At 65.9% G+C, this 26,563-nt stretch carries 13 protein-coding genes; 9 read left to right on the top strand and 4 right to left on the bottom strand.

From position 1 onward, the window contains the following. From HNR01_RS01260 to HNR01_RS01250, 3 genes are all read right to left on the bottom strand, one after another. Window positions 1-426, bottom strand: coding sequence for a YeeE/YedE family protein (locus tag HNR01_RS01260; protein ID WP_183666133.1), 426 nt, complete (start codon window positions 424-426; stop codon window positions 1-3). A gap of 243 nt (window positions 427-669) precedes the next feature. After that, on the bottom strand, window positions 670-993 hold the full coding sequence (locus tag HNR01_RS01255; protein ID WP_183666131.1) for an ArsR/SmtB family transcription factor: 324 nt from the start codon (window positions 991-993) through the stop codon (window positions 670-672). A 176-nt stretch (window positions 994-1,169) separates the two neighbouring features. Then, window positions 1,170-2,660: an FAD-dependent monooxygenase gene (locus tag HNR01_RS01250; RefSeq protein ID WP_183666129.1), complete on the bottom strand. Its 1,491-nt coding sequence runs from the start codon at window positions 2,658-2,660 to the stop codon at window positions 1,170-1,172. Window positions 2,661-3,457: 797 nt separating this feature from the next. Here HNR01_RS01250 and HNR01_RS01245 point away from each other — a divergent pair. From HNR01_RS01245 to HNR01_RS01210, 8 genes are all read left to right on the top strand, one after another. Continuing rightward, the gene (locus HNR01_RS01245) at window positions 3,458-14,191 is read left to right on the top strand and encodes a peroxidase family protein (RefSeq protein ID WP_183666127.1); all 10,734 of its coding nucleotides are present in this window, start codon (window positions 3,458-3,460) and stop codon (window positions 14,189-14,191) included. A 60-nt stretch (window positions 14,192-14,251) separates the two neighbouring features. Next, a complete protein-coding gene (locus HNR01_RS01240; protein ID WP_183666125.1) occupies window positions 14,252-16,030 on the top strand; it encodes a type I secretion system permease/ATPase in 1,779 nt (592 codons plus the stop codon). Continuing rightward, on the top strand, window positions 16,027-18,219 hold the full coding sequence (locus HNR01_RS01235) for a calcium-binding protein (protein WP_183666123.1): 2,193 nt from the start codon (window positions 16,027-16,029) through the stop codon (window positions 18,217-18,219). The genes HNR01_RS01240 and HNR01_RS01235 overlap by 4 nt, the downstream gene beginning before the upstream one ends. 21 nt (window positions 18,220-18,240) lie before the next feature. After that, window positions 18,241-19,587 carry an HlyD family type I secretion periplasmic adaptor subunit gene (locus tag HNR01_RS01230; protein WP_183666121.1) on the top strand — a complete coding sequence of 449 codons (1,347 nt, stop codon included), beginning with the start codon at window positions 18,241-18,243 and terminating at the stop codon, window positions 19,585-19,587. A gap of 171 nt (window positions 19,588-19,758) precedes the next feature. Next, window positions 19,759-20,298, top strand: a complete 540-nt coding sequence (locus tag HNR01_RS01225; RefSeq protein ID WP_309236197.1) for a methanogen output domain 1-containing protein — start codon at window positions 19,759-19,761, stop codon at window positions 20,296-20,298. A 211-nt stretch (window positions 20,299-20,509) separates the two neighbouring features. Further along, window positions 20,510-21,472: a sensor histidine kinase gene (locus HNR01_RS01220; protein ID WP_246417349.1), complete on the top strand. Its 963-nt coding sequence runs from the start codon at window positions 20,510-20,512 to the stop codon at window positions 21,470-21,472. Then, complete coding sequence (locus HNR01_RS01215; protein ID WP_153875239.1) at window positions 21,462-22,130, top strand: response regulator transcription factor; 669 nt, start codon at window positions 21,462-21,464, stop codon at window positions 22,128-22,130. Before HNR01_RS01220 ends, HNR01_RS01215 begins: the two co-directional genes overlap by 11 nt. A gap of 1,057 nt (window positions 22,131-23,187) precedes the next feature. Continuing rightward, entirely contained in the window at window positions 23,188-24,321 is a 1,134-nt protein-coding gene (locus HNR01_RS01210) for a helix-turn-helix transcriptional regulator (RefSeq protein ID WP_183666119.1), read from the top strand. 360 nt (window positions 24,322-24,681) lie between these two features. On the opposite strand, the gene HNR01_RS27435 is transcribed toward HNR01_RS01210, so the two are convergent. Continuing rightward, window positions 24,682-24,888, bottom strand: a complete 207-nt coding sequence (locus HNR01_RS27435; protein WP_246417348.1) for a hypothetical protein — start codon at window positions 24,886-24,888, stop codon at window positions 24,682-24,684. On the opposite strand from HNR01_RS27435, the gene HNR01_RS01205 reads away from it, so the two are divergent. Beyond that, a complete protein-coding gene (locus HNR01_RS01205) occupies window positions 24,872-26,563 on the top strand; it encodes a type I secretion system permease/ATPase (RefSeq protein ID WP_246417347.1) in 1,692 nt (563 codons plus the stop codon). The genes HNR01_RS27435 and HNR01_RS01205 overlap by 17 nt on opposite strands.

The following is a 26,563-nucleotide window of genomic DNA, read 5'->3' as shown; positions in this document are numbered from 1 at the left end:
TCAGAAGCCGACGAGGTGGCGGGCGACGAAGACGGTTCCGACCGCGACAGTCATGAAGATGCCGGTCGCAACCAGGGACCGGGGCGAGCCGCGACCGATGCCGCAGACACCGTGACCGCTGGTGCAGCCGGCGCCGAGGCTCGCGCCAAAGCCGACGAGGAGACCGGCGAGCACCAGCAGCGGGAACGAGGCGTCGACCGTCACCGCGACCGGGCTGCCCCTCAGGCCGGCGTGGACCAGCGGCGCGAGGATGAGTCCGGCCACGAAGGCGAGCCGCCAGCCGATTTCGCGTGAGGATCGGGTGAGCAATCCACCAAGAATGCCGCTGATGCCGGCAATGCGTCCGTTGAGCAGCAGGAGTAGTGCCGCAGAGGCGCCGATCATCAGGCCGCCGATCGCGGCGTGAATTGGCGTGAAACCGTCCATGGTCATCACTCCCGAGAACCGGCTGGGCCGCCACGTCGACGCGGGCCGTAGGAGGTCGCGCCGAAACCGTTGTATCAGACCATGCTTAATTAGTTTTATCTAATGTAATGTCAAGGATCACAGTTTGACTCCGTCGAAGTGGTACGGCGGGTCTCCCATCGGACCAGACACATTCTGCGCGGGCCGTGACGACCGTCGTCCCGCTCCCGAAACGCCGCGCACGACGGTAATTGCCCGATCTGCTCAGCGCACGTCCGGGCAGAAGATGTCCTTCAGGGTCTCGAGCACCCGCCCGACCCTCGGATCCTCCAGCCGGTAGTAGAGGGTCTGGCTCTCGCGCCGGAATGCAACGAGCCCTTCCTCGCGCATCTTGGCAAGGTGCTGCGACAGGGCCGATTGGCTGAGTTCGACCGCTGCGGCGAGGCTCGTGACATCCATCTCGCCGCGAGCGACCAGCAGGCACAGGATGAGGAGGCGCTTCTCATTGGCAAGGAGCCGCAGAAGGCGCGCAGCGTCCGAAGCTTTGTCCTGAAGCCGCAGCAGGTCGGTCGGCGTCACGGCATCCATCGATCCACATCCCAGTCCATTCGCTCGACCTGATTTAGGCAATCCTAATATAGTCTCGTCGGCTGCAGATCCGAGTAGGGTGAAAGAGCCAAAGGCGACACCGCATCAGCGCGGTATCTCCGCTTTCAGCCGCGGAGACGCGGGCGACGATCCTCCGCGGACCGGCTTCGGCGCCCTCACGAGATAGCCCCTGTCCCACGCTCGTCGGCCCGGGCGAGGGTCGAGAGGTAGCGCTCTGCATCGTCCCACGCGGCCTCGCGCGCAGCCAGAGCGACATAGCCGTCGGGCCGGACGATGACGAGGTCGGATCGCTCCGGCGACGGGCGCGGCGCCGGTTCCAAAAGGCGGGGAAAGCGCCTCGTCAGGGCTGCCCCGCGCCGCATATCGGCAGCGTAGAGAACGAATCGCGGCTCCCCGCCCGCGCCCGGAGGCAGTCCGGCATAGGCTTCCGGTGGCCAGCGCGCGCCGGCCCCCGGCCCGTGTGAGAGAGGAGACTCGCGATAAGCGATCTCGATCTCGCTCATCGTCGTGGCTATCCTGTCGCGGACGGCGTGCAGTCCGAGCAGGAAGCGAAGCGCAAGGTTGCGCGCGAATTGGGCCGCCGGGTTCGACAGGGTCGCCAAGTCGGTGAGCCGTCCGGCATTGCGCAGCACCAGATCACCGACGGCGCTCCGCTCCGGGCTATAGCTGTCGAGCAGACCCTCGCCGGCCATGCCCCGGATCACCATCGCCAGCTTCCAGGCGAGGTTCACCGCGTCCTGCATGCCGGTGTTCATACCCTGGCCGCCCGCCGGGCTATGGATATGCGCCGCGTCGCCGGCGAGAAAGACGCGCCCGCGCCGATATTCGGAGACCTTGCGCTCGTTGATGCGAAAGTTGGTCAGCCAGACCGGATCGGACACGCGGATATCTCCGCCCGCGCGACGATCGACGAGTGCCTGCACCTCGGCCAAAGTGGGATCGGGGCGCGCGTGGCCGGCTTCCGTCTTGCCCACGGTCGCGACGACGCGGGCCCGACCATTCGGGATGGGGAAGATCACGCAGGGGCCATCGCGGTGCAGGTAAGTCGCAATTTCGTCCGGCGGCGGTGCACCCGGACCGTCGAGGCGCACGTCGGTGAGCAGCCAGTCGTCCCCCTGGGCCGAACCCGTGAAGGCTAGGCCGAGACCGTGCCGCACCGCGCTATGGGCACCGTCGCAGCCGAGGAGCCAGGGCGCCTGCACCGTCTCCTCGTACCCGTTGGCATGCCTCAGACGCGCCTCGACCCCGTCGCAGGCTTCCGTGAACCCGATGAGTTCGACCTGCCGCTCGACCTCGACGCCGAAGGCGCGCGCATGCGCGGCGAGGAGACGCTCGGTGTCTCGCTGCGGAATCATCAGGGCGAAGTTGTAGGCGCTCGCGATCGTGTCGAAGCGGGGATGGCCCAGAGTGCGGCCGCCGCCGCGGATCGAGGCGCCAGGCGCTCGGAGGCCCGCCTCCAGAAATGCCTGGCTGCAGCCCATACGGTCCATGAGTTCGAGCGTGCGTGACCAGACCACGAGGGCTTTCGAGGTCTCGGTGGCGTGCGGCGCACGATCGATGAGGCGCACGCCGACACCGTATCGGGCGAGTTCGGCCGCCATGGTCAGGCCCACGGGGCCAGCACCAACGATGAGACAGTCCGTCATGGTGGCTCCTTCCATCTCACCCGGTCGCCGCAGCTCGGTCGCCCCGTCGGCCGTCAAGTGGAGACGATCAAGCGCGCGAACACAGCCGACAGAAATATTCCGCGATTGGTGACCGAGATCGGCGGTCGAGGTGGGTGCGCCTCTTCGTTCGCGTCCGTAGATCTCGCTCGTCTCGCAAGTTCGCGCGAGCACATTCGCCTCGACGGGACGACACTCGGCCTCGTCGCTGTCGAGAAGGCACACGGGGCCGGCGACGGGCAGCCGCAGAGCGAGCTTCCGAGCCAGCTTATCAGCATCCTTGATCCCGTCCGGAATCTAATCGGCAGATGCAACCTCGAGCATAAATCGGCGGCCTTCCGACCTGACACTCCAAAAGATCGGACACAACCCACGCATGCAAAATATATTAACGATCAAAACAAATAAATTTTGATATCTATTAATTCATCTTTTGATTATCTCTGCAAATCAAAGGCTATTATTTGAACGTGTCACCTTATTGTTTCTATTATTTGATTGGAAATTTTCAAGATATACAAGCACAGACGCTGTGCAAATTTCAACGCTTTACACAAAGACGGACTGCAAGTCCGCGGGTCGGCAATCCACCATTCGTGCATGAAGGAAAAACCCTCACCCGAGAGTTTTTCCCTTTTCGTTAGGTGTTTTTTTACTCCAGCCAATTCGCGCGGCGGATGGAATGCTGCGGCCACTTCGATGATGCCCCGGGCACAAGGGGCTCTCGATCCATCACCGGGCCGGCTGATGCCGCCTGCGTCCGTGTTTGGGAGGTGGCCATGGCCGTTAAGCTCAATCTCCAGGATCTGACCTTCATCCTCAAGCAGATCAAAATCGCCGAAGCGCACGCGAGCGGCATCAAGCTTACGGAATTGCGCGTCGATGCCGCCGGCACGCCTCTCATGGATCGCGCCCTTTACGATTCCGCCGGCAATTGGCTCGGCGACGCCGCGGCGCCGAAGGCGATCCCGGATCCTCACGTGCCCTACGGGCTGCGCACCGTCGACGGCACCTACAACAACATCGTGCCCGGCCGCGAAACGTGGGGCTCGTCGGGCCAGCCGATGCCGCAGATCTTCGAGCCGACCTACCTCAACGACGCGGATGGAGACACGATGGCACTCGGACCGGGTGCTCCGGTCATCACGAACAACAATTACGGGACGCCCGGCTCCGTCGCCGATGCCGACCCGCGCATCATCTCGAACCTCGTGGTCGATGCCACGCTCGACAACCCGGCCGCCATCGCCGCAGCGCTTCGGATCGCCGGATCTGACAATGTGATCGCCGATCAGCGCGCCATCACGGCGGCGCACGAGGCCCTGAAGGCCGCCAGGGCGGCGGACCCGGCGGGGGATCACACGACCCTGCAATCGAACCTCGATTCATTGCTGGAACAGGCGGGTGTCTCGGTCACGAACGGCTCCATCGACGTCCTGAACGTCTCGCCCGACGAAGGACTGTCGAAACCCTTCAATGCCTGGATGACCTTCTTCGGCCAGTTCTTCGACCATGGCCTCGATCTGATCTCCAAGGGCGGGAACGGCACCGTCTATGTCCCGCTCGCCGCCGACGACCCGCTCGTGCTCGGACAGGACGGCATCGCTGGCACGGCCGACGACCTCGCGCCGCACCTTCGCTTCATGACGCTGACGCGCGCGACACAAGTCGAGGGCTCGCAGCGCAACGTGACGACGCCGTTCGTCGATCAAAACCAGACCTACACCTCGAACGCCTCACACCAAGTCTTCCTGCGGGAATACGTCCTCGTGGATGGAAGGCCGATCGCGACCGGACGTCTGCTCGGGGGCGCCGACGGCGGTCTCGCCACTTGGGCGGACGTCAAGATCCAGGCGCGAACGATGCTCGGCATCGAGCTGACGGACGCCGACGTCTCCTCCGTCCCGCAATTGCTGGTGGATGCCTACGGCGAGTTCGTTCGGGGTGCGAACGGCCTGCCGCAGGTAATGGTTGGCGTGGGACCCACAGGGCAGGCCGTCTATGCCAGCGGTAGCCTCGCCGAACCGCTCAAGCTCTCGGCCATCCAGCTTCCCGTCGGAACGGTGCTGATGGGACCCAACGGCACGCAGAACGTCATCGAGGCCGGTGAGACGGTCGCGGCGGCCCGCACCATGAACGCCTTCCTCGACGACATCGCCCACAACGCGGTGCCGGTCATGGTGAACGGCGTGCTTCGGCCCGACGCCGACGCGCTCACGGGCAATGCGGTTCAGATGAACCCGCAGACTGGTCGCAATCTCGAATACGACAACGAACTTCTCGACCGGCACTACGTCACCGGCGACGGGCGCGGGAACGAGAATATCGGTCTGACGGCCGTCCATCACATCTTCCACTCCGAACACAACCGGCAGGTCGACGCCCAGAAGCTCACCGTCCTGCAATCCGGCAATCTCGCGTTCATCAACGAATGGCTCGCGACAGACATCGCGGCGCTGCCGGGCAACTTCGCGCAGATGACGCCGCTGGCGCAGCTCGCCTACGCCAACACGTTGTCCTGGGACGGCGAGCGGCTGTTCCAAGCGGCGCGCTTCGCCACCGAGATGCAGTACCAGCACCTCGTCTTCGAGGAGTTCGCCCGCAAGATCCAGCCGCAGGTCGATCCCTTCGTCTTCAACTCGATCACCGAGATCGACCCGTCGATCTTCGCCGAGTTCGCCAACACGGTCTACCGCTTCGGTCACTCGATGCTGACCGAGAACATGCCGCGGCTCGGGCCGGACGGGGAGCCGCTCGATGCCGATCTCGGCCTGATTGAGGCCTTCCTCAACCCGCTGGCATTCGACAATGACGGCGGGCTGTCCCACGACGAGGGCGCGGCCGCCATCATGCGCGGCATGACGATCGAACGCGGAAGCGAGATCGACGAGTTTGTCGTCGGCGCCCTGCGCAACAACCTGCTCGGACTGCCGCTCGACCTCGCCGCCATCAACATCGCCCGCGGTCGCGACACCGGCACGCCGACGCTCAACGAGGCGCGCGCGCAGCTCTACGCAGCGACCGGTTCGACCTTCCTCACCCCCTACAAGAGCTGGGTGGAGATGGCGGCCAACCTCAAGAACCCGCTCTCGGTGGTGAACTTCATCGCCGCCTACGGCACCCATGCCACCGTCGCCGCCGCGACCACACTCGCGGGCAAGCGCGACGCGGCCATGATGCTCGTTTTCGGCGGCGAGGGCGCGCCGGCCGACCGTCTCGACTACCTCAATTCGCGCGGGAGCTGGGCCGGACGGGAAACGGGCTTCGGTGCGGTCGATCTCTGGATCGGTGGCTTGGCCGAGAAGCAGATGCCGTTCGGCGGCATGCTGGGCTCGACCTTCAACGCCATCTTCGAAGCCCAGATGGAGAACCTGCAGGATGCTGACAGATTCTACTATCTGAGCCGCGTCCAGGGTCAGAACTTCCTCAACGAGCTCGAGCAGAACTCGTTCTCGAAGATCATGCTCGCCAATTCGAGCCTGTCCCTGCCGGGGCCCGACGGTATCCGCGGAACGGCCGACGACATCGTGCCGCGTCATATCGGCGTCGACGCCTTCGCGGACTACGACTTCGAGCTCGAGGTGAACGCCGCCAACCAGCTCGACCAGAACGGCACCGCCCCCGGCCGCGACCCGACCGGCAACGATCCGGTGCTGGAGGCGATGGGCCTCGGCAAAGTTGTGCGCGACGATCCCGGAACCGTCGCCGACGAGGGAGCGAGCGGCTTCCACGCCTCGATCAACGCGCTCGTGCGCCGTTACGGCGCCGACGGGAATCCCACGGGCGCCCTCGTGGACGGCAGCGAGGACGGCGTCGGTGACTCCGGAAGCCCGGTGACCTGGGCCGATCTCAAGGCCAATGCGGCGAAGCTCGGGATCGCACTGAGCCAAGCCGACATGCTGGACGCGCCGATGCTCCGGATCGGCGCCGACGGCCGTCTTGCCTTCACTCCCGGCTCGGCCGTTCCCGAGGCGGTGGCGGTGACCAATGGCAGCTTCGAGGATCTGGCGTTGGTGGCCGGACAGGACGGCGTGAACCTCGACGCCAAGGGCAACTACACCACGACGAATCCGACCGGCTGGACCATCGCCGGAGGCGTCGGCGGCCTCTACGCGCCCGCCGACTCGGTCGTCGATCCCGGTGGCCGCGACGGCGCGAATGTCGTGTGGCTGCGCGGCGGTGCGACGCTCTCGCAGGAAGGTGGAACCACGCTCCAGGCCGGCGTCACCTACACCTACAGCTTCCGGGTCGGGGACCGCACCGATTTCGCCTGGCCGGGTGCCGAAGCGCGCCTCGTGGCCATCGGCGGGACGAGCCCGGTCACCCTCAGCACGCTGACCCTGAGCGAGCCGGCTGACGGCCAGTGGGGCACCTTCACCCTCGCGACGGGGGTCGTCCCGACGGCCGTGGCGGGGCTTCAGCTCCGCCTGGAGATCCGCAACACCGGCACCGGCGACGCCCAGATCCTCGTCGACGACGTCGAACTCGTGCGCAGCGCGCCGGCCTACCGGTCCGACCTGACGCCGGCGCAGACGCCCGGATATGATCCTGCCGCCGACCCGTTCATGCGCGATGCCAGCGGCCAAGTCCTGCGCACCGGGCAGAGCATCGCCAGCCCGGCCGGCGCCGGTCTCGACGTGACCATCGTCGATCCGGCCGCGCTCAACCAGCCGTTCGCCATCGGGCACTACCTCCGCTTCACCGGCGGCGAACATGTCCTGGTCGGCGGCACGGACGGAAATGACACCATCATCACCGATTTCGGCGACGACGGAATCTGGGGCGATGCCGGCGACGACCGCATCGAGGCGGGCGCGGGCGTCGATCTCGTGAATGGCGGGGCGGGCGACGACATCATCACCGATTCCGGCGATTCCGGGGACTTCCTCAAGGGCGAGGACGGCAACGACGTCATCGCCAACTCGAACGGCCTCGACATCCTGATGGGCGGGCGCGGCAAGGACGCGATCTTCGTCGGGGTCGATGCGACGGAGGTCTTTGCCGGCGAGGGCGACGACTTCATCCTCGGCGGCGACGGCGCCGATTTTCTGATGGGCAACGAGGGCGACGACTGGATCGAGGCCGGCGGCGGCTTCGACACCACGGCCGGAGACAACTCGGAGCTGTTCTTCAACTCGGCCATCAAGGGCCACGACGTCATGTTCGCCGGATCAGACGAGCATGACTTCGACGCCGAGTCCGGCGACGACATCATGGTTCAGGGCGAGAGTGTGATCCGCAACGAGGGCATGTTCGGCTTCGATTGGGCGATCTACAAAGGCGTCCAGATCGCGGCCAATGCCGATATGCGCATCCCGATCTTCACCACCGAAGAAGCCGACATCCTGCGCAACCGTTTCGACAAGACGGAGGGGCTCTCGGGCTGGAGGCTCAACGACACGCTCATCGGCGACGACCGGACCGCGCCCACGAACGCGGACCCGGAGGAAGCAGCTGGCGCTCCGGTGACGGCGGCCAACGAGGGCGTGTTCTTCAACGACGGTCTCGATGCGGCCGGCATCGCGCGGATCGCGGGTCTCGAGCAGATCGTGTCGCTCGCACCCGGACAGCAATTCTTCGAGGCCGGCAACATCCTGCTGGGCGGCGGGGGCAGCGACACGCTTCAGGGCAACGGGGGCAACGACATCCTCGACGGCGACCGTTGGCTGAACGTGCGCATCAGCATCCGCAATCCGGCGAATGCCGGGCAGGAGATGGCGACGGTCGACAGCCTGAAGCACGTCTTCGACAACAGCGCCGCCAATCAGGCGCGCGGCTGGGCCGGGAAGTCGCTCTTCGAGCTGATGATCGATCGGGTGATCAGCCCGACGCAACTCAACATCGTCCGCGAGGTGATCACCACCGGCGCGACGGCGGCGGATGTCGATACCGCCGTCTTCAACGACATCCGGGCCAATTACACGATCACTCGCGCGGCGAACGGGACGCTCACGGTCGCCCACACCACGCTGAGCAATCCGGCCGTCGATGACGGCACCGACACGCTGCGCAACATCGAGAAGCTGCGCTTCGCCGACGGCACGGTCGACGTCGCGCTGGTTCTCAACCAGCCCTTCGACAGCCTCACCATCAGACCCCTCGACGCGGATGGCGACGATTCCTCGACGCTCGTCGCGACGCTGGTCAACCGGGTGAGCCCGGCCACCCGCCCGGTCACCCTGCAATGGCAGGTCCTCGGCGATAACGGACAGTGGCGGAACGTGACGGGTGCGGACGGCCAAGTCACGAACGGCGGCACCTTCTTCACACCGACCGGCGCCACGGGCGCCGAGATCCGCGTGGTCGCGAACTGGACCAGCACCGTCGCGGGCAATGTCGGCCCGCAGCAGACGGCCTCGGTGCAGACGGCCTTCGTGGGAGCCGCTGCCAACGACGACATCGCCGGCTCCGCCTCGCCCAACGTCATCCTGGGACGCGACGGCGACGACGATATCGAGGGCGATGTCGGTAACGACGCCATCTACGCCGGCAACGGCGACGACCGGGTCGACGGCGGCGAAGGTGACGACACACTCTTCGGCAACGACGGTGCCGACACCCTCATCGGTCGGACCGGCAACAACACGCTCGATGGCGGCAACGACGACGACCAGCTCTCCGGTGGGCACGGCAACGACCGCCTGATCGGCGGCGCCGGCACCGATACCGCCGTCTTCGCGGGACCGATCGCGGCCTACAGCTTCGAGCGGAACGCGCAGGGCGAGGTCGTCGTCAGCGACAATCTCGGGGCCGAGGGCGACGGTGTCGATACGCTCGTCACGATCGAGCAAATCCAGATGGGCAACGACGTGACGCCCTACACGCTGGGCGCCAATGGAACGGCGGCGGTCGACATCGTGGTCGGCACTGTCGGTAACAACATCCTTGCGGGTGGAGCGGGGAACGACCTGGTCTTCGCGGGAGCAGGCGACGACGCCGTCCTGTGGCGGACGGGCGACGGCCGCGACTTCATAGATGGCGGCACCGGCACGGACACGTTCCGGATCATGAACGGGACGGGCCCCGTCCAGCAGCTCACGCTGGCGCAGGCGCGGGCGCAGTTCGCCAACCTCGCCTTCCGCGACGACACGCAGACCGTCGTCGTGCGCAACGGAATCGTGATCGCCGAACTCAAGAACGTCGAGCAGGTCGTCGTGAACTCGGTCGCGACGGGGGCTCCGGTCGTCACCGACGCGACGCCGACGAACGGACTCGTCTCGCCGACGGAGGGCCAACCGCTCGGCGCGCTGCTCACCGCGATCCAGGACGGCGACGGTCTCGGAACCTTCACGCTCCGCTGGCAGCAATCGGGCGACAACGGTCAGACCTGGACCGATATCGCGGGCAATGCCGCCGGAACGGTGAACTACACGCCGGGCCAAGCCCAGGTCGGCGATCTCTTGAGGCTTCGTGTGAGCTTCACCGACGGTGCGGGCAATCCGGAAGAGCTGTTCTCGGCGCCGACCGGCGTCGTGGGTGACAACTTCACGGGAGTCCCGTTCCTTCTCACGACCTTCAACGGCACGGCCGGCGACGACATTGCGAACGGGGCCGACGGCAACGCCTTCGCCAACGACACGATGAACAGCGGCGGTGGGAATGACGTCCTGAACGGCCGGCGCGGCAACGACACGTTCATCCAGTCCAGCACGGACGGGCGCGATCTCGTCGATGGCGGAGCTGGCACCGATACCTACCAGCTGAACGGCGTCGCGGGGCCCGAGACCTTCCGCATCTACAGCCGCTCGGCCTGGTTGCAGGTCGCCGGCAACACGGAGGCGCAACTCGCTGCCGGGACCGAGATCGTCATCACCCGCAACGGAACGGGTGCGGGTGCCATCGTGGCCGAACTCGACAACGTCGAGGAAATCCGCGTCAACACGCTCCAGGTGACGTCGCCCGGCGGCCAGAACGGCGGTGCCAATGGCGGCGACACGATCCAGGTGATCGGCAGCTTCACCGGCACCAGCCTCAACTTCAACACCATCACCATCGACGGCTCGTCCGGCGACGACACCGTGGACATGGCGGGGCTGGCTTCGGCCCACCGCATCGTCTTCCGCTCGAACGGAGGCCACGACACCATCGTCGGCACGCTGCGCCCGCAGGACGTGATCGAATTGCCGACCGGCTCGAACCGGGCGGACTACGTCACGACCGCGGGTGCGAACGGCATGACGATCCTCTCCAACGGCTCGCACAGCATCACCTTCTCGGCCGCGGGCGGCATGCCGCGGATCGCGGTCGATGCCGGCGCGGACGGAGGGAATGGCGAGGGCGTCACCGGCGCCTTCGCCTACACGACCGCCGACATCGACGGACTGGAGGCGCTGGTGCGCGGCCAGCGTCCGGACAATGCGGGGGATGACGACGTGCCGACGGGCTACCGCGAGCTCAGCGGGCACGGCAACAACCTCGACCACCCGACCTGGGGCAGCGCCGACCAGGCCTTCATCCGCCTGACGCAGGCCCGCTACGGCGAGCCCGACGCCAACGGCAACCGTGCGATCAACCCGATCTTCAACGGCCTCGACGCGCGCACGATCAGCAACATCCTCGGCACGCAGGAGGCCGGCCTGCCCAAGGCCGGAAACGAGGCCAACATCTTCTTCATGGCGATGGGCCAGTACATCGACCACGGGCTGGACTTCCTGCCCAAGGGCGGCAACGGCTCGATCGTGATCGGCGCGCCCGGCGGTGGTGCACCGGGCTCCAACAACCCGGCCGACCTGACCCGCGGCACCGTCATGGCCGTCGACGCCAACGGCATCCCGCAGCACAAGAACCAGACCTCACCCTACATCGATCAGAACCAGGCCTACGGCTCCAACGCGCTGGTCGGCCAGTTCCTGCGGGAGAGCGACGGGGCGCAAGGGGTCGGCATGCGGCTCCTGGCGGGCGCGCCGGACCCATCCAACCCCGCCTTCAACCTGCTGCCGACCCTGCGCGAACTGATCAATCACCACTGGCAGGCGGATACGGTCTTCACCGGACCGGACGGACCGATCAGCTTCCGGGCCTACTACACGAATTTCGCCCTGTCGGAGGGGGTGACCGGCACCTTGTTCAACACGGAGTCCGGGGCGTTCGACCCACAGGTGCTGACGAAGCTCGTCGGGGACTTCATGGGCTCGGGCCACCCGCTGCTCCTCGACACCAACCCCTTCATCAGCGTCCTCGATCACTTCGTCGCCGGCGACGGGCGGGCCAACGAGAACTTCGCTCTCACCTCGATCCACACGATCTGGGCGCGCAATCACAACCACCACGTCGAGAAACTGCTGGAGTCCGGTTTCGAGGGCACGCCCGAGCAGGTGTTCCAGGCCGCCAAGATGGTCAATGAGGCGGAGTACCAGCGTGTCGTCTTCGACGAGTACCTGGAAACCCTGATCGGCGGGCTGCGCTCGGACGGTACGCACGGCTTCGAGGCCTACGATCCGGGTGTGGACGTCGCGATCAGCCATGAATTCGCGGCGGCCGTGTTCCGCTTCGGGCACTCGCTGATCGGGCAGACGCTGAACGTGAAGGGTGCCGACGGCGCGACCGTCCCGGTCAGCCTGTTCGACGCCTTCCTCAACCCGAGCAACGATCCCTCGGTGTTCACTGCGCCCCTGCCCCCCGGCTACGTGCCTCAGCCCGGCTACGCCCAGTACGGCGTCGGCAGCATCATCGGAGGCACCATCGAACAGGCGGCCGAGGACGTCGACTTCAACATCGTCGATGCGGTCCGCAACGACCTCGTGCGCATCCGGGCCGACCTGTTCGCCTTCAACGTGGCCCGCGGCTGGGACGTGGGACTCGGCACCCTCAATCAGGTCCGTGCCGATCTCGCGGCCTCCGCCAATCCCTACATCAGGGACGCCGTAGGGTTCGCCGGCGGCGACCTCTCCCCCTACGCTTCCTGGGAGGACTTCCAGGCGCGCAACGGCCTCAGTGACGCGGTGATGGCCCAGTTCCGGCAAGCCTATCCGGACCTCGTCCTCGCCGCCTCCGACATCGCCGCGTTCCGTTCGGTCAATTCGGACATCGCGGTCGCCCTGCAGGCCGATGGGACCGGCGTCGTGAAGGGCATCGACCGGCTCGATCTCTGGGTCGGCGGCCTCGCCGAGAAGCATATCAACGGCGGCATCGTCGGCCAGACCTTCTGGGTCGTGCTGCACGAGCAGTTCGATCGGCTGCAGGACGGCGACCGTTTCTACTATCTGGAGCGCTTCGACAATTTCGACTTCTACGAAAACTTCATCGACGGTCAGGGCTTCTCGGACATCGTTGCCCGGAACACCGGCCTGACGATCCTGCCTGAAGACATCTTCGCGGTGTCCGACGAGGACGGGCCAGGGAGCGAGCCCGGCGATGACGACGACGGCGCGACCGATCCGGTCGGCGGCGGCGACAATCCTGGTGACGATGACGACGATGACGACGATGACGACGGCGTCACGGACCCTGTCGGAGGCGGGGACGGTCCCGGCGACGACGATGACGACGGAGACGATGACGACGGACAGGGCGACGGGGACGGGACGACCGACCCGGTCGGTGGGGGAGACGACGGCGACGAGGACGATCCGGGGACCGGCCCCGGCCCGAACCCGCCCGTCAACCACGTTCCCGGCGTCGTTGCCGGCGGGTCCGGCGCCGACATCCTCAGAGGAACGGAGGGGTCGGATACCATCCTCGGTCTCGACGGCGACGACAATGTCCTCGCGGGAGGCGGTGCCGACGTGGTCCGAGCCGGCGAGGGCAACGACTTCGTCGATGCCGGCGAGGGTCGGGACGTGGTCTTCGCCGGAGGGGGCGACGACGACGTCCTCGCCGGGAGCGGCGCCGACATGGTGTACGGCGACGGCGGCAACGATCGCATCCTCGCAGGAGCCGGCAACGACATCGTGACGGCCGGCGCCGGCCGGGACACGGTGATAGGCGGCGAGGGAGACGACCTGTTCGTGGCCGAGATCGGCGACGGCGACGACACCTACTGGGGCGACGAGACGGGCGGCGGCACGGGGAGCGACACGCTCGACATGTCGGCTATCACCGCCAACATCGCGGTCAATCTCGGGACGGGTCTGGCCGGACGCGGCAGCGCGACGAGCACCCAGTCGGGTCGCGACGTCCTCTGGGGCGTCGAGAACGTGGTCACCGGTTCCGGCGACGACGACATCACCGCGAGCGACGCCGTGAACGTGATGGACGGCGGTGAGGGCACGGATACCTATCGCTTCGGCTCCGCGGCCGCGGCGAACGGCGACACCATCGAGGGCTTCCGGCCGGGCGACAAGATCGACCTCAGCGCGATCGACGCCGATGCCGGTCTCGCGGGGAACCAAGCCTTCACGCTCGCCACCGGTGCGGCCTTCACAGGGGTCGGACAACTCCTGGTGACGCAGGAGGCGCGCGACGACGGGGATTACGTGGTCGTCCAGGGCAACACGGCCGGCGACGCCTCGCCCGAGTTCAAGCTGTCCATTAAGGGCAGCACGGCTCCCACGGCGGCGGATTTCTCGCTCTGATCCCGACCGGGCCCCGCTCCGGGGCCCGGTCTCCCTGTCTCTTGAAGGGAAGCGTCCGCCATGCGTTCCAGAGATCAGAAGAAGCTCGCTCAACAGCGTTGCGCCGAGCAGCTCACCCGGAGCATCCGGGGGCCCTTCGTCTTCTTGTTCGGGATGTCCGGCATCATCAACGTCCTGGCGTTGACCGGCTCCTTCTACATGCTGCAGGTCTACGACCGCGCCCTGCCGAGCGGGAGTCTGCCGACGCTGGTCGGGCTCTCGATCCTCGCCGTCGGCCTCTATCTGGCGCAGGGCCTGTTCGACGTTCTCCGCTCGCAGATCCTCGTTCGGCTCGGGGCGCAGTTCGACCGTCGGGTCGCACCGCTGGCGCAGCGGGTCGGGATCGACATGCCGCGCTTCGGTTTCTCGACCGCGGAGGCGATGGAGCGCGGCCGCGACGTGGATACCGTCCGCGGCTTCCTCGGCAGTCCGGGCCTCGTCGCCCTGTTCGATCTGCCGTGGGTGCCGGTCTTCCTCGTCTTCGTCTACATGCTCCACCCTTATCTCGGAGCGCTCACCGTCGCGGGTGCGGTCGTCCTCGCGCTGCTGACGATCCTCGCGGAGCTCCTGACCCGACGCTGGACCGGCGCTACGCAGCAGGCGGTTGTGGCGCGCAACGCTATCGCGGACTCGAACGCCCGCAGCGCCGACGTGCTGAAGGCAATGGGCTTCGCCGACCGAGCGGTGGATCGCTACCGCCGCGCCAACGACGAACACCTCGACCTGCAGACCCGCACGACCGACATCAGCGGAACCTTCGGAGCGATCGCGCGCGTCCTGCGCATGATCCTGCAGTCGGCCGTCCTCGGGCTCGGCGCCTATCTGGTCATCGGCGGCGAGCTCTCCGCCGGGGCGATCATCGCGGCTTCGATCACATCGGCCCGCGCCATGGCACCCATCGATCAGGCGATCGGGAACTGGAAGGTCATCCTGGCCGCGCGAACCGCGTTCCGGCGCCTGAAGGAGACCGTGATCGCCCTCGCCGCCGTCGAGCCGCCGATGCCGCTGCCGCCGGCCCGCCGGTCGCTCCGGGTCGGCCAGATCACGGTGGCGGCTCCCGGCACGGGTCGCGTGCTCCTCTCGGATGTGGGGTTCGAACTCAAGGCCGGCGAGGCGCTCGGGGTCATCGGGCCGAGCGGCGGCGGCAAGACCACCCTCGGTCGCGCGCTGACCGGAATCTGGCCGCTGCTGCGCGGCAGCGTCCGGCTCGACGAGGCCGACCTCCCGCAATGGGACGAGGCGAGTCTCGGGCGGATGATCGGCTACCTGCCTCAGGAGGTCTGCCTTCTCGACGCGACCGTCGAGGAGAACATCTCCCGCCTGGCGGAGGATGCGGACCCTGCGCTGGTCGTGGCGGCCGCGCAGGCGGCGGGCGTGCACGAGATGATCCTGCGCATGCCCGACGGCTACAAGACCGAACTCGGGCCGCTCGGGACGGCGCTCTCGGGTGGGCAGCGGCAGCGCATCGCCCTCGCGCGCGCACTCTACGGCAGCCCGTTCCTCGTCGTCCTCGACGAGCCCAATTCCAATCTCGATGCCGAGGGCGAGGCGGCGCTGGCCGCGGCGATCCACGGCGTGCGTGCCCGGGGCGGCGTCGCGATCGTGATCGCCCACCGTCCCAGCGTGCTGGCGGCCGTGGACGTCGTCGCAGTGATCCAGGACGGCAAGCTGACGGCGTTCGGCCCGAAAGAGGCGATCCTCGGCAAGGTCGCCCGCGACGGCGCGCCCAGGCCGGAACGCACCCAGGCGGTCAACGCATCGAACAGGGAGCGCTCCGTGCCGGAGCGGGTGCCGGCATGACGATCGAGATCAAGGGCACGAAACCCGGCCGCGACCCATCCGAGGGGGCCGAGCGCTACGTCTTGCGCAGTGCCGACCGCCGCTCGGCGGTCCCCTACTACGCTGCGGTCGCGGTCGCGGCCGTGGCCGCCTACCTGAAATCCCTGTTTCTGCCTCAGGCGACCTTGGCGGAAGAACCCGATCCTGAGACTTTGGCCGCCCGAGCGGACGCCCTCCGCCTCGTACACTCCGAGGAACTCGCAGCCCCGGTCTCCGGGCAACCCTCCGAGGCACCGCGGCCGCTCGCCGAGCCGCCGTCGCCGGCGCCGCAATCCGGCATGTCACTGTTCGACGACGGGCACGAACTGCTCGCACGCGGCCTGCGTTTCGCGAGGCCCGACCCACACCCCGACCTGGGGGACTTCAAGGCATCGCCGGTCATTCCCCAGCCGATCAACGACAACGGCGGATCCTTGGCTGCCGGATCGGGCGCGCGCGGCGGTGGCTTGTCGAGCGGCGGTGGACGGCCGCAGGACTCCGCTCGTCCGGAACCGGATCCACGAGACCCGCGCGACGAGGCGCAGGGCTCCCAGCAGCCGCCCGAGAAGGCGGCGGGTGGCACGTCGGATCAAGGCTCTGCCGGGCAAGGCGGTTCCAAGCCGCCGGGAGGAGCGGATCCGCAGGATCCTGGACAGGCGGAGGGCGGTCCCCGCATTCCTCCCGGTGCCATGCCAGGCGACGCCCCCTCCCCCACCGGTCCGACCCCGCCTCCACGCGGCGAGAACGAGGGACCGGCCGGACAACGCAACCGAGCACCGGTCGTGAATGGCCCCGTCCAGCTCGGGGACGTCGCGGGCTGCGCACTTCTTACCATCGCGCTGACCGACCTTCTGCGCGGCGCCACGGATCCGGACGGCGACACCCTCTCCGTGAGGGACGTCCGGGCCTCTTCCGGCACCGTGACGGCCGACGGGTCCGGATGGGTGTTCGACGCCGACGCTGCGGGTCCGGTCACCCTCACCTACGCGGTGACCGACGGCGAGTTTTCGGTCGCCGGTACGGCCCATCTGACGGTTCTCGACCGTGCCGTGTTCAGCGGCACGGATGGCGACGACCTGATCCTCGGGACGCCCTGCGCGGACGACATCACCGCCGGCGACGGCGACGACAATGTCGACGCTCGCAGCGGCGACGATCTCGTCGACGCCGGAAGCGGCAGCGACCATGTGGTCGCCGGGGCCGGTGCCGACACCGTCCTCGGCGGGCCGGGCGACGACATCGTGTTCGCCGGGGCGGGCGCGGATGTGGTCTCGGGCGGATCGGGTCACGACCGACTGTTCGGTGAGGCGGGCGACGATTCCCTGTTCGGCGACGCAGGCGACGACCTGCTCGACGGCGGCGAGGGACGCGACATCCTGGATGGAGGGGACGGCGACGATCGCCTTCTCGGGGACGCAGGTGACGACCGTCTCTATGGCGGCGCGGGGGCCGACGACCTGTCCGGGGGCGCTGGAACGGACGTGCTCGTCGGTGATGCCGGCGACGACCGGCTGCAAGGCGATGAGGGTGGGGACATCCTCTCTGACGGCGCCGGGCGCGACGTCGTGGCGGGTGGGGCGGGCGACGACGTCATCATCCTCGCCCTCGACGGTGCCGACGACGCGATCGACGGCGGCTCCGGATCGGACACGCTCGACCTGTCCGCCGCCACGGTCGATCTCCTGGTGGACCTGAGAAACGAGACCATATCCGCTCGGGACCTCGGCCTCGACCGGATCACCTCGATCGAGGCGGTCATGGCAGGATCGGGCGACGACCGCTTCGTGGTGGGCGAGCGGGATCTCGTCCTCACCGGCGGCGATGGAAGCGACGTCTACGCCTTCGCCGTCCCTTCCGTGAAGCGCGACGGCACTCTCGTCGTGCAGATCACGGACTTCTCCGTCGGCGATTACATCGACCTCGTCCGCTACGCGCTGTTCGACGAGCAATCCGCGACCGGACGCCCTCTCGCGGAGGCGCTCCGCGGCGGGACCGATGCCCCGACCGGCATCCAGTACCGGCTCGAACGTCTCGACGGCAGGGACTGCACGGTGGTCTCGGCCGATCTCGACCATGACGATGCCTACGAGACGACCGTCATCCTCGACGGCGAGCACGCGCTGCGCTTCTCGACGGCCCAGTTCCCCGACCCGCCGACACTCCACAATTGAGATCGACCAAGGAGAAGGATCATGCGTACATCTCCCGATCGCGGAGTCCGTCCCTTCAGGCGGCGTGACCCGCAATCCCGCGCGGACGTCGCGTTCGCGGTCGCTCCTCGCATCGTCGCAGGGTTCGTCTTCGGCGTGGCGCTCGTCGGCGGCGTCGGTGGCTGGGCTGCCACGACCGATCTCAGCGGCGCGATCCTCGCGTCGGGAACCGTCGCGGTCGATCAACGCGCCAAATCCGTGCAGCATCGGGATGGCGGCGTGGTCGGAGAAATTCTCGTGCGCGACGGGCAAGCGGTCACCGCCAGTCAGGTCCTGCTGAGGATCGACGACGCGCAGACCCGCGCGGAACTCGCGATCGTTCGGGGTCAGCTTGTTGAACTCGCGGCGAAAAAGGCCCGGCTCCTGGCGGAGCGTGACGGCCAGCGCGAGGTCAACTTCCCGCAGACCCTGCTTCATCAGGGCGGCGAAGTGCAGTCGATCCTGGAAGGTGAACTCCGGCTATTCCTGGGCAATCTTTCCAGCCGGGACAGTCAGCGCCAGCAGCTCGAACTGCAGATCGGACAGATCGCCGAAGAGATCGCCGGCCTTACGAAGCAGCGGGATGCGAAGAGGGACGAACTGGCTGTTCTCACCCATGAGCACGGCAAGCTGTCGATTCTCGTGGAGAAGCAGTTGTACGAGAGCTCCCGTTTCCTCCCGATCACGCGCGACAAGCATCGCCTCGCCGGCGAGCAGGGTTCGCTGGAAGCATCGATCGCACGGGCGAAGACGAGGACGAGCGAGATCCGCGTTCAGATCATCGCGATCGGGGATACCGCGCGAACCGAGGCGCAGCGCGAACTCAGCCAGGTCGATGCCAAGGCGGCGGAGCTGAGCAACCGCCGTGTGGCCCTTGAGGATCGCCTGACGCGCACCGAGATCCGTGCGCCCGTGACCGGCATTCTCCATGAACTGAAGACCTTCACGGTCGGCGGCGTCGTCACCTCGGCTGATATTCTGGCGACCGTGGTCCCCGAGGATGCAAAGCTCAGGATCGAGATCCGCATCCCGCCGACCAGCATCGATCAGACCGGCGTCGGTCGCGCCGCCCGCGTCCGCTTCACTGCCTTCAGTCAGCGCACCACGCCCGAACTCAAGGGGGTGCTGACCTATGTCTCGCCGTCCACGACGAAGGGCCCGCGCGACGAGTCCTTCTATGTCGGGCACATCGAGCTGCAGGACGGGGAGATCGAACGGTTAGGAAGCTCCGCTCGCCTCGTGCCCGGAATGCCCGTCGAGGTTCAAGTGGCCACTGACGAGAGAACAGCGATGTCCTACCTTATGAAACCGCTGCAAGATCAGTTTAGTCGTGCTTTTCGCGAACGGTGAACACATCGTCTGACCGTCTTATGCCGCCTTCTGGCTGAGCCATACGCACCGTGCAGCTTGCCCGATTACCTCCAAATTTCCATTCGTAGTAACCATGGCATAGTACTAACTATTGATGTGCAGATACCACCCGTGATATCTGTTGAGAGTGGCGCTGCTTGGGAGGCGGCAGTGGAACAGAGTGTGGCGGCTTCGCGCAGTGATTTGTGCGGCTCGCAGATCCGCATGGATCGTGAAATATTCATGGATCTCGTGGTGACAACCATGGGATCCCTGTTCGAGGACACAGTCGGATCCGGTGAAGCTGGCGGCTTCATCAGCTTGGTCGGACTCGCGGTGGGAGAGAAGATTCAGGAAGAGTACCTTCAGGCGAGCGGCGCGAGCCACCTCGACAGGAGAGGAATGATCGACGCCCTGCTCGACATGAAGCGCCGGATCGGAAGCGATTTCTATGTCGTGGAGGAGACCGAGCAACGCATCGTCCTCGGCAACAGGCGCTGCCCGTTCGGAGAGCTGGCGAAGAAATGTCCCTCGCTGTGCATGCTGACAGCGAACGTGTGTGGGCATCTGGCCGCGGAGAGTCAGGGATATGCACGAGTCGATCTCCCCGAGACCATCGCCGCGGGGGCGTCCGAGTGCCGGATTGTCATCAACCTCGACCCTGACACACCCGGCGGCGGACGGCGGCATCATCGGCGAGCCTGGGCCTGAGGCCGATTTCGCGGCCCTGTTCGCCTTCATTGCGGATCCCTTGATCCTCGTGCGCCAGTTCGGGCTCGTGGAGGACGCCAATGCAGCCGCATTCGACCGAGTGCCGGATCTCGCGGTCGGCCTTCCCCTGCCGGTCGAGGGGACGCAGCGCGAGCGGATGAGCCGTTACCTCGACCTGTGCTCGCGGACCGAGAATCCGCTTCCCGGTGCCTTGTTCGTCCATGCCGGGGCCGAGGGCTATCGCCGTCATCCGTGCCGGGGCGCGCGCATCGTCCTACGCGCGTATGGTGGCGAGCCGCTCGTCCTGCTGCATCTCACGCCGACCAGCCTGGAGGGCCGACTTCGCCTCCTCACCGATCGGCTGAGCGATGCACGGCGCGTCATGCAGGAGCGGAAGCGCCGTGAAATCGAAATGCAGGCGCTCCTGGCCGAGCGCAGCCGATTGTTGGCCCACCTTGAGGAGGATGCGCAGGCCCGCCAGCGCGCCGAGGCCGAGCGGGACGCGGTTCTGTCCAGGCTCTATCGGGCTGGACAGGACGAGCGTCGGCGTCTTGCGCGTGACCTTCATGATCATGCCGGTCAGCAGCTCGTCACCCTGACCTTCGGACTGAGGAAGATTGCGTCACGCCTGTCGTGCCCGACGGCGATCCATGAGGTCGAGCAGCTCCTGCGACACACGCAGGACATCGGGCAGTCACTCAGGCGGGTGACCCTCGAGCTCCGGCCCGCGGCCCTTGAGGAATTCGGTTTCGTCACCGCATTGCGGTCCCTCTTGGACGAGTGGAGCCGGGTGACGGAGATCGCGACAGAGTTCCAGATTGTCGGCAAGGAAGCGGACCTTCCGCTTGAGACGGCCATCACGCTCTATCGGCTGGCTCAGGAGGCGCTGACAAATGTGGCCAAGCACGCGGGACCGGGCGTTTGTGTGTCGATCGTGCTGCGGTTCAGCGCGCTCCAGGTCACGCTGACGATCGACGACAATGGTCGTGGGTTCGAAGCCGACGAGGCTCTCACGAGCCTCCTCGTCTCTCAGGGAAAACTCGGCCTCCTCGGGATGCGCGAGCGGCTGTCGCTGGTCGAAGGCACCCTGAACATCGAGGCCGCTCCCGGGAAGGGCACGAGCATCGTCGCCCGCATCTACCTGTCCGCCAAGGAGAGCGGACATGCCGAGTAATCCGATTCGCGTCGTGCTGGCGGACGATCATCCGGTCTTCCGACACGGCGTGAAGAGCTTGATCGCCGACACCGGCGAAGTCGTCGTGGTGGCGTCGGTCGAGACGGGATCAGCCGCCTATCGGGCGATCGTCGAGCATGAACCGGATGTCGCCATCCTCGACATCAACATGCCGGAGATGAACGGCGTCGCGGTCGTCCGCAATCTCCTCAAGCTGAGGAGCCGCACGCGCGCCATCATGCTGAGCGTCTACGAGAGTCGGGTTTACGTGGACCAGTCCTTCGAGGCGGGCGCTCGCGGCTACGTCCTCAAGCGGTCCGCCTTCCAGCACATTGCGAGCGCGGTGCGGGCGGTTCATGAGGGCGGCATCTACGTCGATCCGGCACTGCCGGAACGCACCGTTCCGCATCGTCTCCTGCACTCCAGCGTGGACGAGGCAGCCTGCTCGACCTTGAGCGAGCGCGAGAAGGACATCCTCCGATTCGTCGCCTTCGGCTTCACGAGCAAGGAAGTCGCCGACCGCCTCGGAGCGACACCCAAGGCCATCGAGACCCAGAAGGCCAGGGCCTGCACCAAACTGGGCCTGACAAGCCGAGCCCAAATCGTTCAGTTCGCGATCCTGCAGGGTTGGCTCCACGGCGAAATTCCCGTCCGGTGACACCTTGTCTCCTTGCTACGTCTCCTTGCTACGCTCAGCCTCAGACCGATCCACTTACCGAACCATCGGAGTACTATCGTCGGGCAGGCCCGCCAAAGCCCTGAGCCTTGCCTTCTATCATGCCGCCTGGTCGCAGGCGCTCGAACGTCTTGTGCGGTCACGCCTCATCGCGGAAGCACCACGCCGTGACGCGACCGGCCGCGGGTGGACCGACGACCGCGTTCGCCAACCCTCGTCGTAGCCGCATGCCGGGCCCTCCGACCCGGGACGCAGCACGAGCACGTCGGCTCATAACTAACGGCGTTCTAAGCGTCAGCACGTACCGTGCTGCGCATCGAAACGCTACAATCGAGCAGCCGAAGGAGGAGAATGCAGTCCGCTTTGACGTAGTGAGCGCGTGGCCTTCCGCCCTGACCAGCCATCGACAAGCAGGCGCGGTGAAAATTGTCGGCGGACTGCTTCGAACAACGGACCAGGACCGCTGCGCCGTGTTGCTCTTGGTGGCAGGGAACAAGGCCGAATTGTCAGCAGCCATCCTCGACGGCCGAATGTTGGGCGATACTCAAGTGCGATGAGAGGGCCGGCTACGGTAGGGCCGAGTGCAAGCAGTCTCAAAGCTGCAGCTGGCAGTGGATATGCTCGGCCACCTTGTGACCCGACACGTCACGCTGTCCCATCAAAGTCTACGTGCGCTCCGCAAGCACGTTAGCCGACCTGCACGTCCTCGCCTTCGTCTTCTTCATGCTCCGAAGGAGCGCTCCACGCGCGGTCGCTTCGTCACAGCCTCACGGCAATTTAACTTCGCGCTACGAATTTCCTTCGCTGCATAAATTCCCTGTGCTTGAGAGGGAAGTACTGGAAATGCGGCGACGTGCACATCAATATTGCAAGCAATTCATTGGATAATGTTCGCGTTCTTGTATCAAACTAATATGTATGGCAGCTCTCGTTTTATGTGGACAACCATGCGTAGCGCGCAAAATGCACGGTTGAATTGCCTATAAATATGAAACTGTTTAAAAGCCGTCATATGCCGAGCGCTAAAGCGATATCTGAAATGACAAGGTCTGAGTTAAACTACGCAGACAGGCTCGCTTTCGATGCCGATTTCGCGGAAATGGCTCGGCCTGATCTGCTCAGCAAGATCGTTGCCTTCGTCGGTGCGGAAAGGGGATGGGTTGGTCTGCTCGGCGGCGAGGATGGAGAGATCGAACGCATCGTCACGTCGACGATGATGCCTGATCGGGGCACAATGTTTGCGCTGACGGCGATCTCAAAGATCATCTTATCGACCTGTCTGGAACGTGAGAGTGACGGCTGGCATCTCTGCACTCTCCCTTCAACCAACTCGTCTGATGGGGCCCATGTGGCGCAGAAAGGCGTCGAATCCGGGGGCACTCGGTTGTACGCTTTCTCAGTGTTCATGTTCTGCGGTCAGTATAGAATTGTCTATTTTTTCGAATTTACTTCGAAAATGCACGCCTACATAGATTCGATTAAGAAAAATCTGCGATATGTAAGACTAGAATTGGATCGATCGCTCGATTTTTCTGCACAAATTGTGCAGCGAAGCACATCGATTGCGGTGGAAATGTTCGATTATCTCGGAATCGCCGCCGCGATTGCGATGGGAGCCGGTCTCGAAGTAACGCGGAGCAATCGAGCATTCCGGCCTTATCTCTCCAAAACGGATCGTTTGAAATCAGAGCAGCTGGGAAGGGCTCGTCCGACGGACGGGGCACGCGATGGTCGAATCGTCGCTGCACTGACACGACTGGCAGCAAGCCTTCGCGGCGCAGCCGCGACCACATTGCCTCAGCAATTCATCCCCATTCCGGCGCAGGGCGACCAGCCCCCCCTTCTGATGCATGTGATCCGGGACGACGACCACCTGATTTCAGGTCCCCTCGTGGTGCCGACCTTTCTCGTCCTCGTGACGCACGTCGTCCGACCGGCTGTGCCGAAGGAAGATGTGCTCCAAAAACTCTTTGCCATGACCGCCGCCGAGGCGCGGGTCGCCCACAGCATCGCAGCCGGCGACAAACTCGAAGAGATTGCCGGGAAAACGGGCGTTACCGTCGGTACGGTTCGTTTCCACCTCAAGGGTGTGTTCGCCAAGACTGGGTTGGTCAGACAGGCCGACCTCGTGGGATTGCTGAGTGGATTGTCTGTCTTGCGCCGCTCACGATAGGCTTAAGAGCGATCATATTCTCGGACCGATCGGAAGCCGACCATCGTGTCGTCGGCTCTGCGGCAGCACTACGATACGTCTACGCCGATCACTCGAAGCTCCGCGAAGTTTCGGCTGCGCCCGGAGCGCCATGGCGCCTGCGATGACTACCTAAGTTAAAATTCGGTTAAATATTATTATTCACTCTCCCCATTTGGGTAGTGCGAAGTGACTAGCGACCGGTTCAGATCCAGATAAGAAACAAGGGAACCGTCCTCGGGCGGGAGGAAAAATCCAAATAGACAGTTCGAGCGCGGCCAGATTGTGCCCGCTCCTCTCCTTGATCCCCTGTGATGCTTCGATGCGTCACAGATCGAGGAGTCATGTCTGCCAGCGCGAGCCGAGACCGGCACGCTGATCAGTCCAAATATCGTCCATCTTCAATACGCCGATCAACATTTCTGTAGAGCGTACGACAATGACGACGGACGGCGTTTTCAAGAACTGTATGCGCCAAGTGCGCCGGCAGGTGATGCCCGTGATGTGGTTCAGCCTCGCGGTCAACTTGCTCATGCTGATCAGCAGCATCTACATGATGCAGGTCTTCGATCGGGTCCTGGCCAGCGGATCGCTACACACGTTGCTGTGGTTGACCATCGCGGCGCTCCTGGGAATCGCGGCCTATGCGGTTATCGAGCAAGCGCGGCGCCGTGTCCTGGCGCGCACGGGCCTTTGGGTCGAGCAGCGGCTGTCACAGCCGGTGATCCGCCGCGGCGTCGATGCGAGGCTCGCCGGCGTCAGGAGTGAAGCGAGCGCCTCCGATGTCGGGGATCTCAAGACTTTTATCTCCGGGGAGGCACTACTCGCCTTCCTCGACGCACCCTGGATGCCGATCTTCATCATCGTAATCTGGCTGATGCATCCGGCACTGGGTGCTGTCGCGGTCGCCGGTGCCGTGATCCTGTTCGGCCTTGCCGTTCTCAACGACGTGCTGACCCGTTCGGCCTCGGCACGGTCCGCCGGCGACGCGCGCCAACTGCAATTCAGTGCACAGCAGATGGTCGAGCATGGCGAAACACTCAAGCCGCTCGGCATGGTGGATCCCATGCTGCGCCGCTGGCGCGATCGACAGGGCGCCGTCCATGCCGGTGCGCAGGGCACGCAGGACGTAACCGAGACGATCTCGAACCTCACCCGGGCGCTCCGCTTGGGCCTCCAGATCGTCATCCTCGGTGTCGGCGCACTCCTCGTCCTGCGCGGTCAATTGACATCGGGCGGCATGATCGGCGCCTCGATCATCCTGGGGCGCGCACTGTCGCCCGTGGAGCGGGCTCTCACCGCGTGGCGGAGCTGGGTCTCCGCACGGACAGCGCACGCGAATCTCCGCGCTCTGTTCGACGCCTTGCCGGATCATGCGGGTCCCATGGATCTCCCGGCACCGGTTGGGCGTCTCGCCATGGAAGCCGTACGCTACGCGCCCCCAGGTGCAGTCGAACCGGTGCTGCGCGGCATCGACGCCCGCATCGAACAGGGTACGACCTGCGGCATTCTCGGTCCCTCCGGTTCCGGCAAGTCGACCCTGTGCCGGCTCATCGTCGGGGCATGGGTGCCGAGTTCAGGGCATGTGCGCCTGGACGGAGCCGACATCACGGCCTGGAACCCGACCCAGCTTGGCCGCTCCATCGGCTATCTGCCACAGCAGATCGATCTGTTCCCAGGCACCGTCGCGGAGAACATCGCCCGCATGGGCGTCGTGGATGCCGAGAAGGTCGCGCGGGCAGCGATGCTGGCCGATGTGCACGAGATGATCCTGCGCTTGCCGGAGGGCTACGACACCGATGTCGGCCGCCTCGGCAACCGGCTGTCGGGCGGGCAGCGCCAGCGCATCGGCCTCGCCCGCGCGCTCTACGGCGATCCTGTCCTCGTCGTGCTCGACGAGCCCAATTCCAACCTCGACGGCGACGGCGAACAGGCGCTCAACCGCGCCCTGATCGAGCTGAAGCGCCTGGGCCGCACGGTTGTCATCGTCGCCCACCAGCCCGGCGCTCTGCGGACGGCCGACACGCTCCTCGTGCTGCGCGACGGTGCAGTGGGAGCGTTCGGTCCGCGCGACGAGGTGCTCAAGCACCTCATGGTGCCCAAGCCACGCGACGAGGCGACCACCCCCGCTCCCCGGAGCGCGCCGGTCGGACCCGCGGCGGCCTCCTTCGCTGCCGCGCCCTTCGCTGCCGCCCCCTTGGCCGCGCGTGCCCCCGCCGAGTGA

The organism is Methylorubrum rhodesianum, from assembly GCF_014199985.1.
Classification (GTDB): Bacteria; Pseudomonadota; Alphaproteobacteria; order Rhizobiales; family Beijerinckiaceae; genus Methylobacterium; species Methylobacterium rhodesianum.
This window is presented reverse-complemented; position numbering and strand designations above follow the sequence as displayed.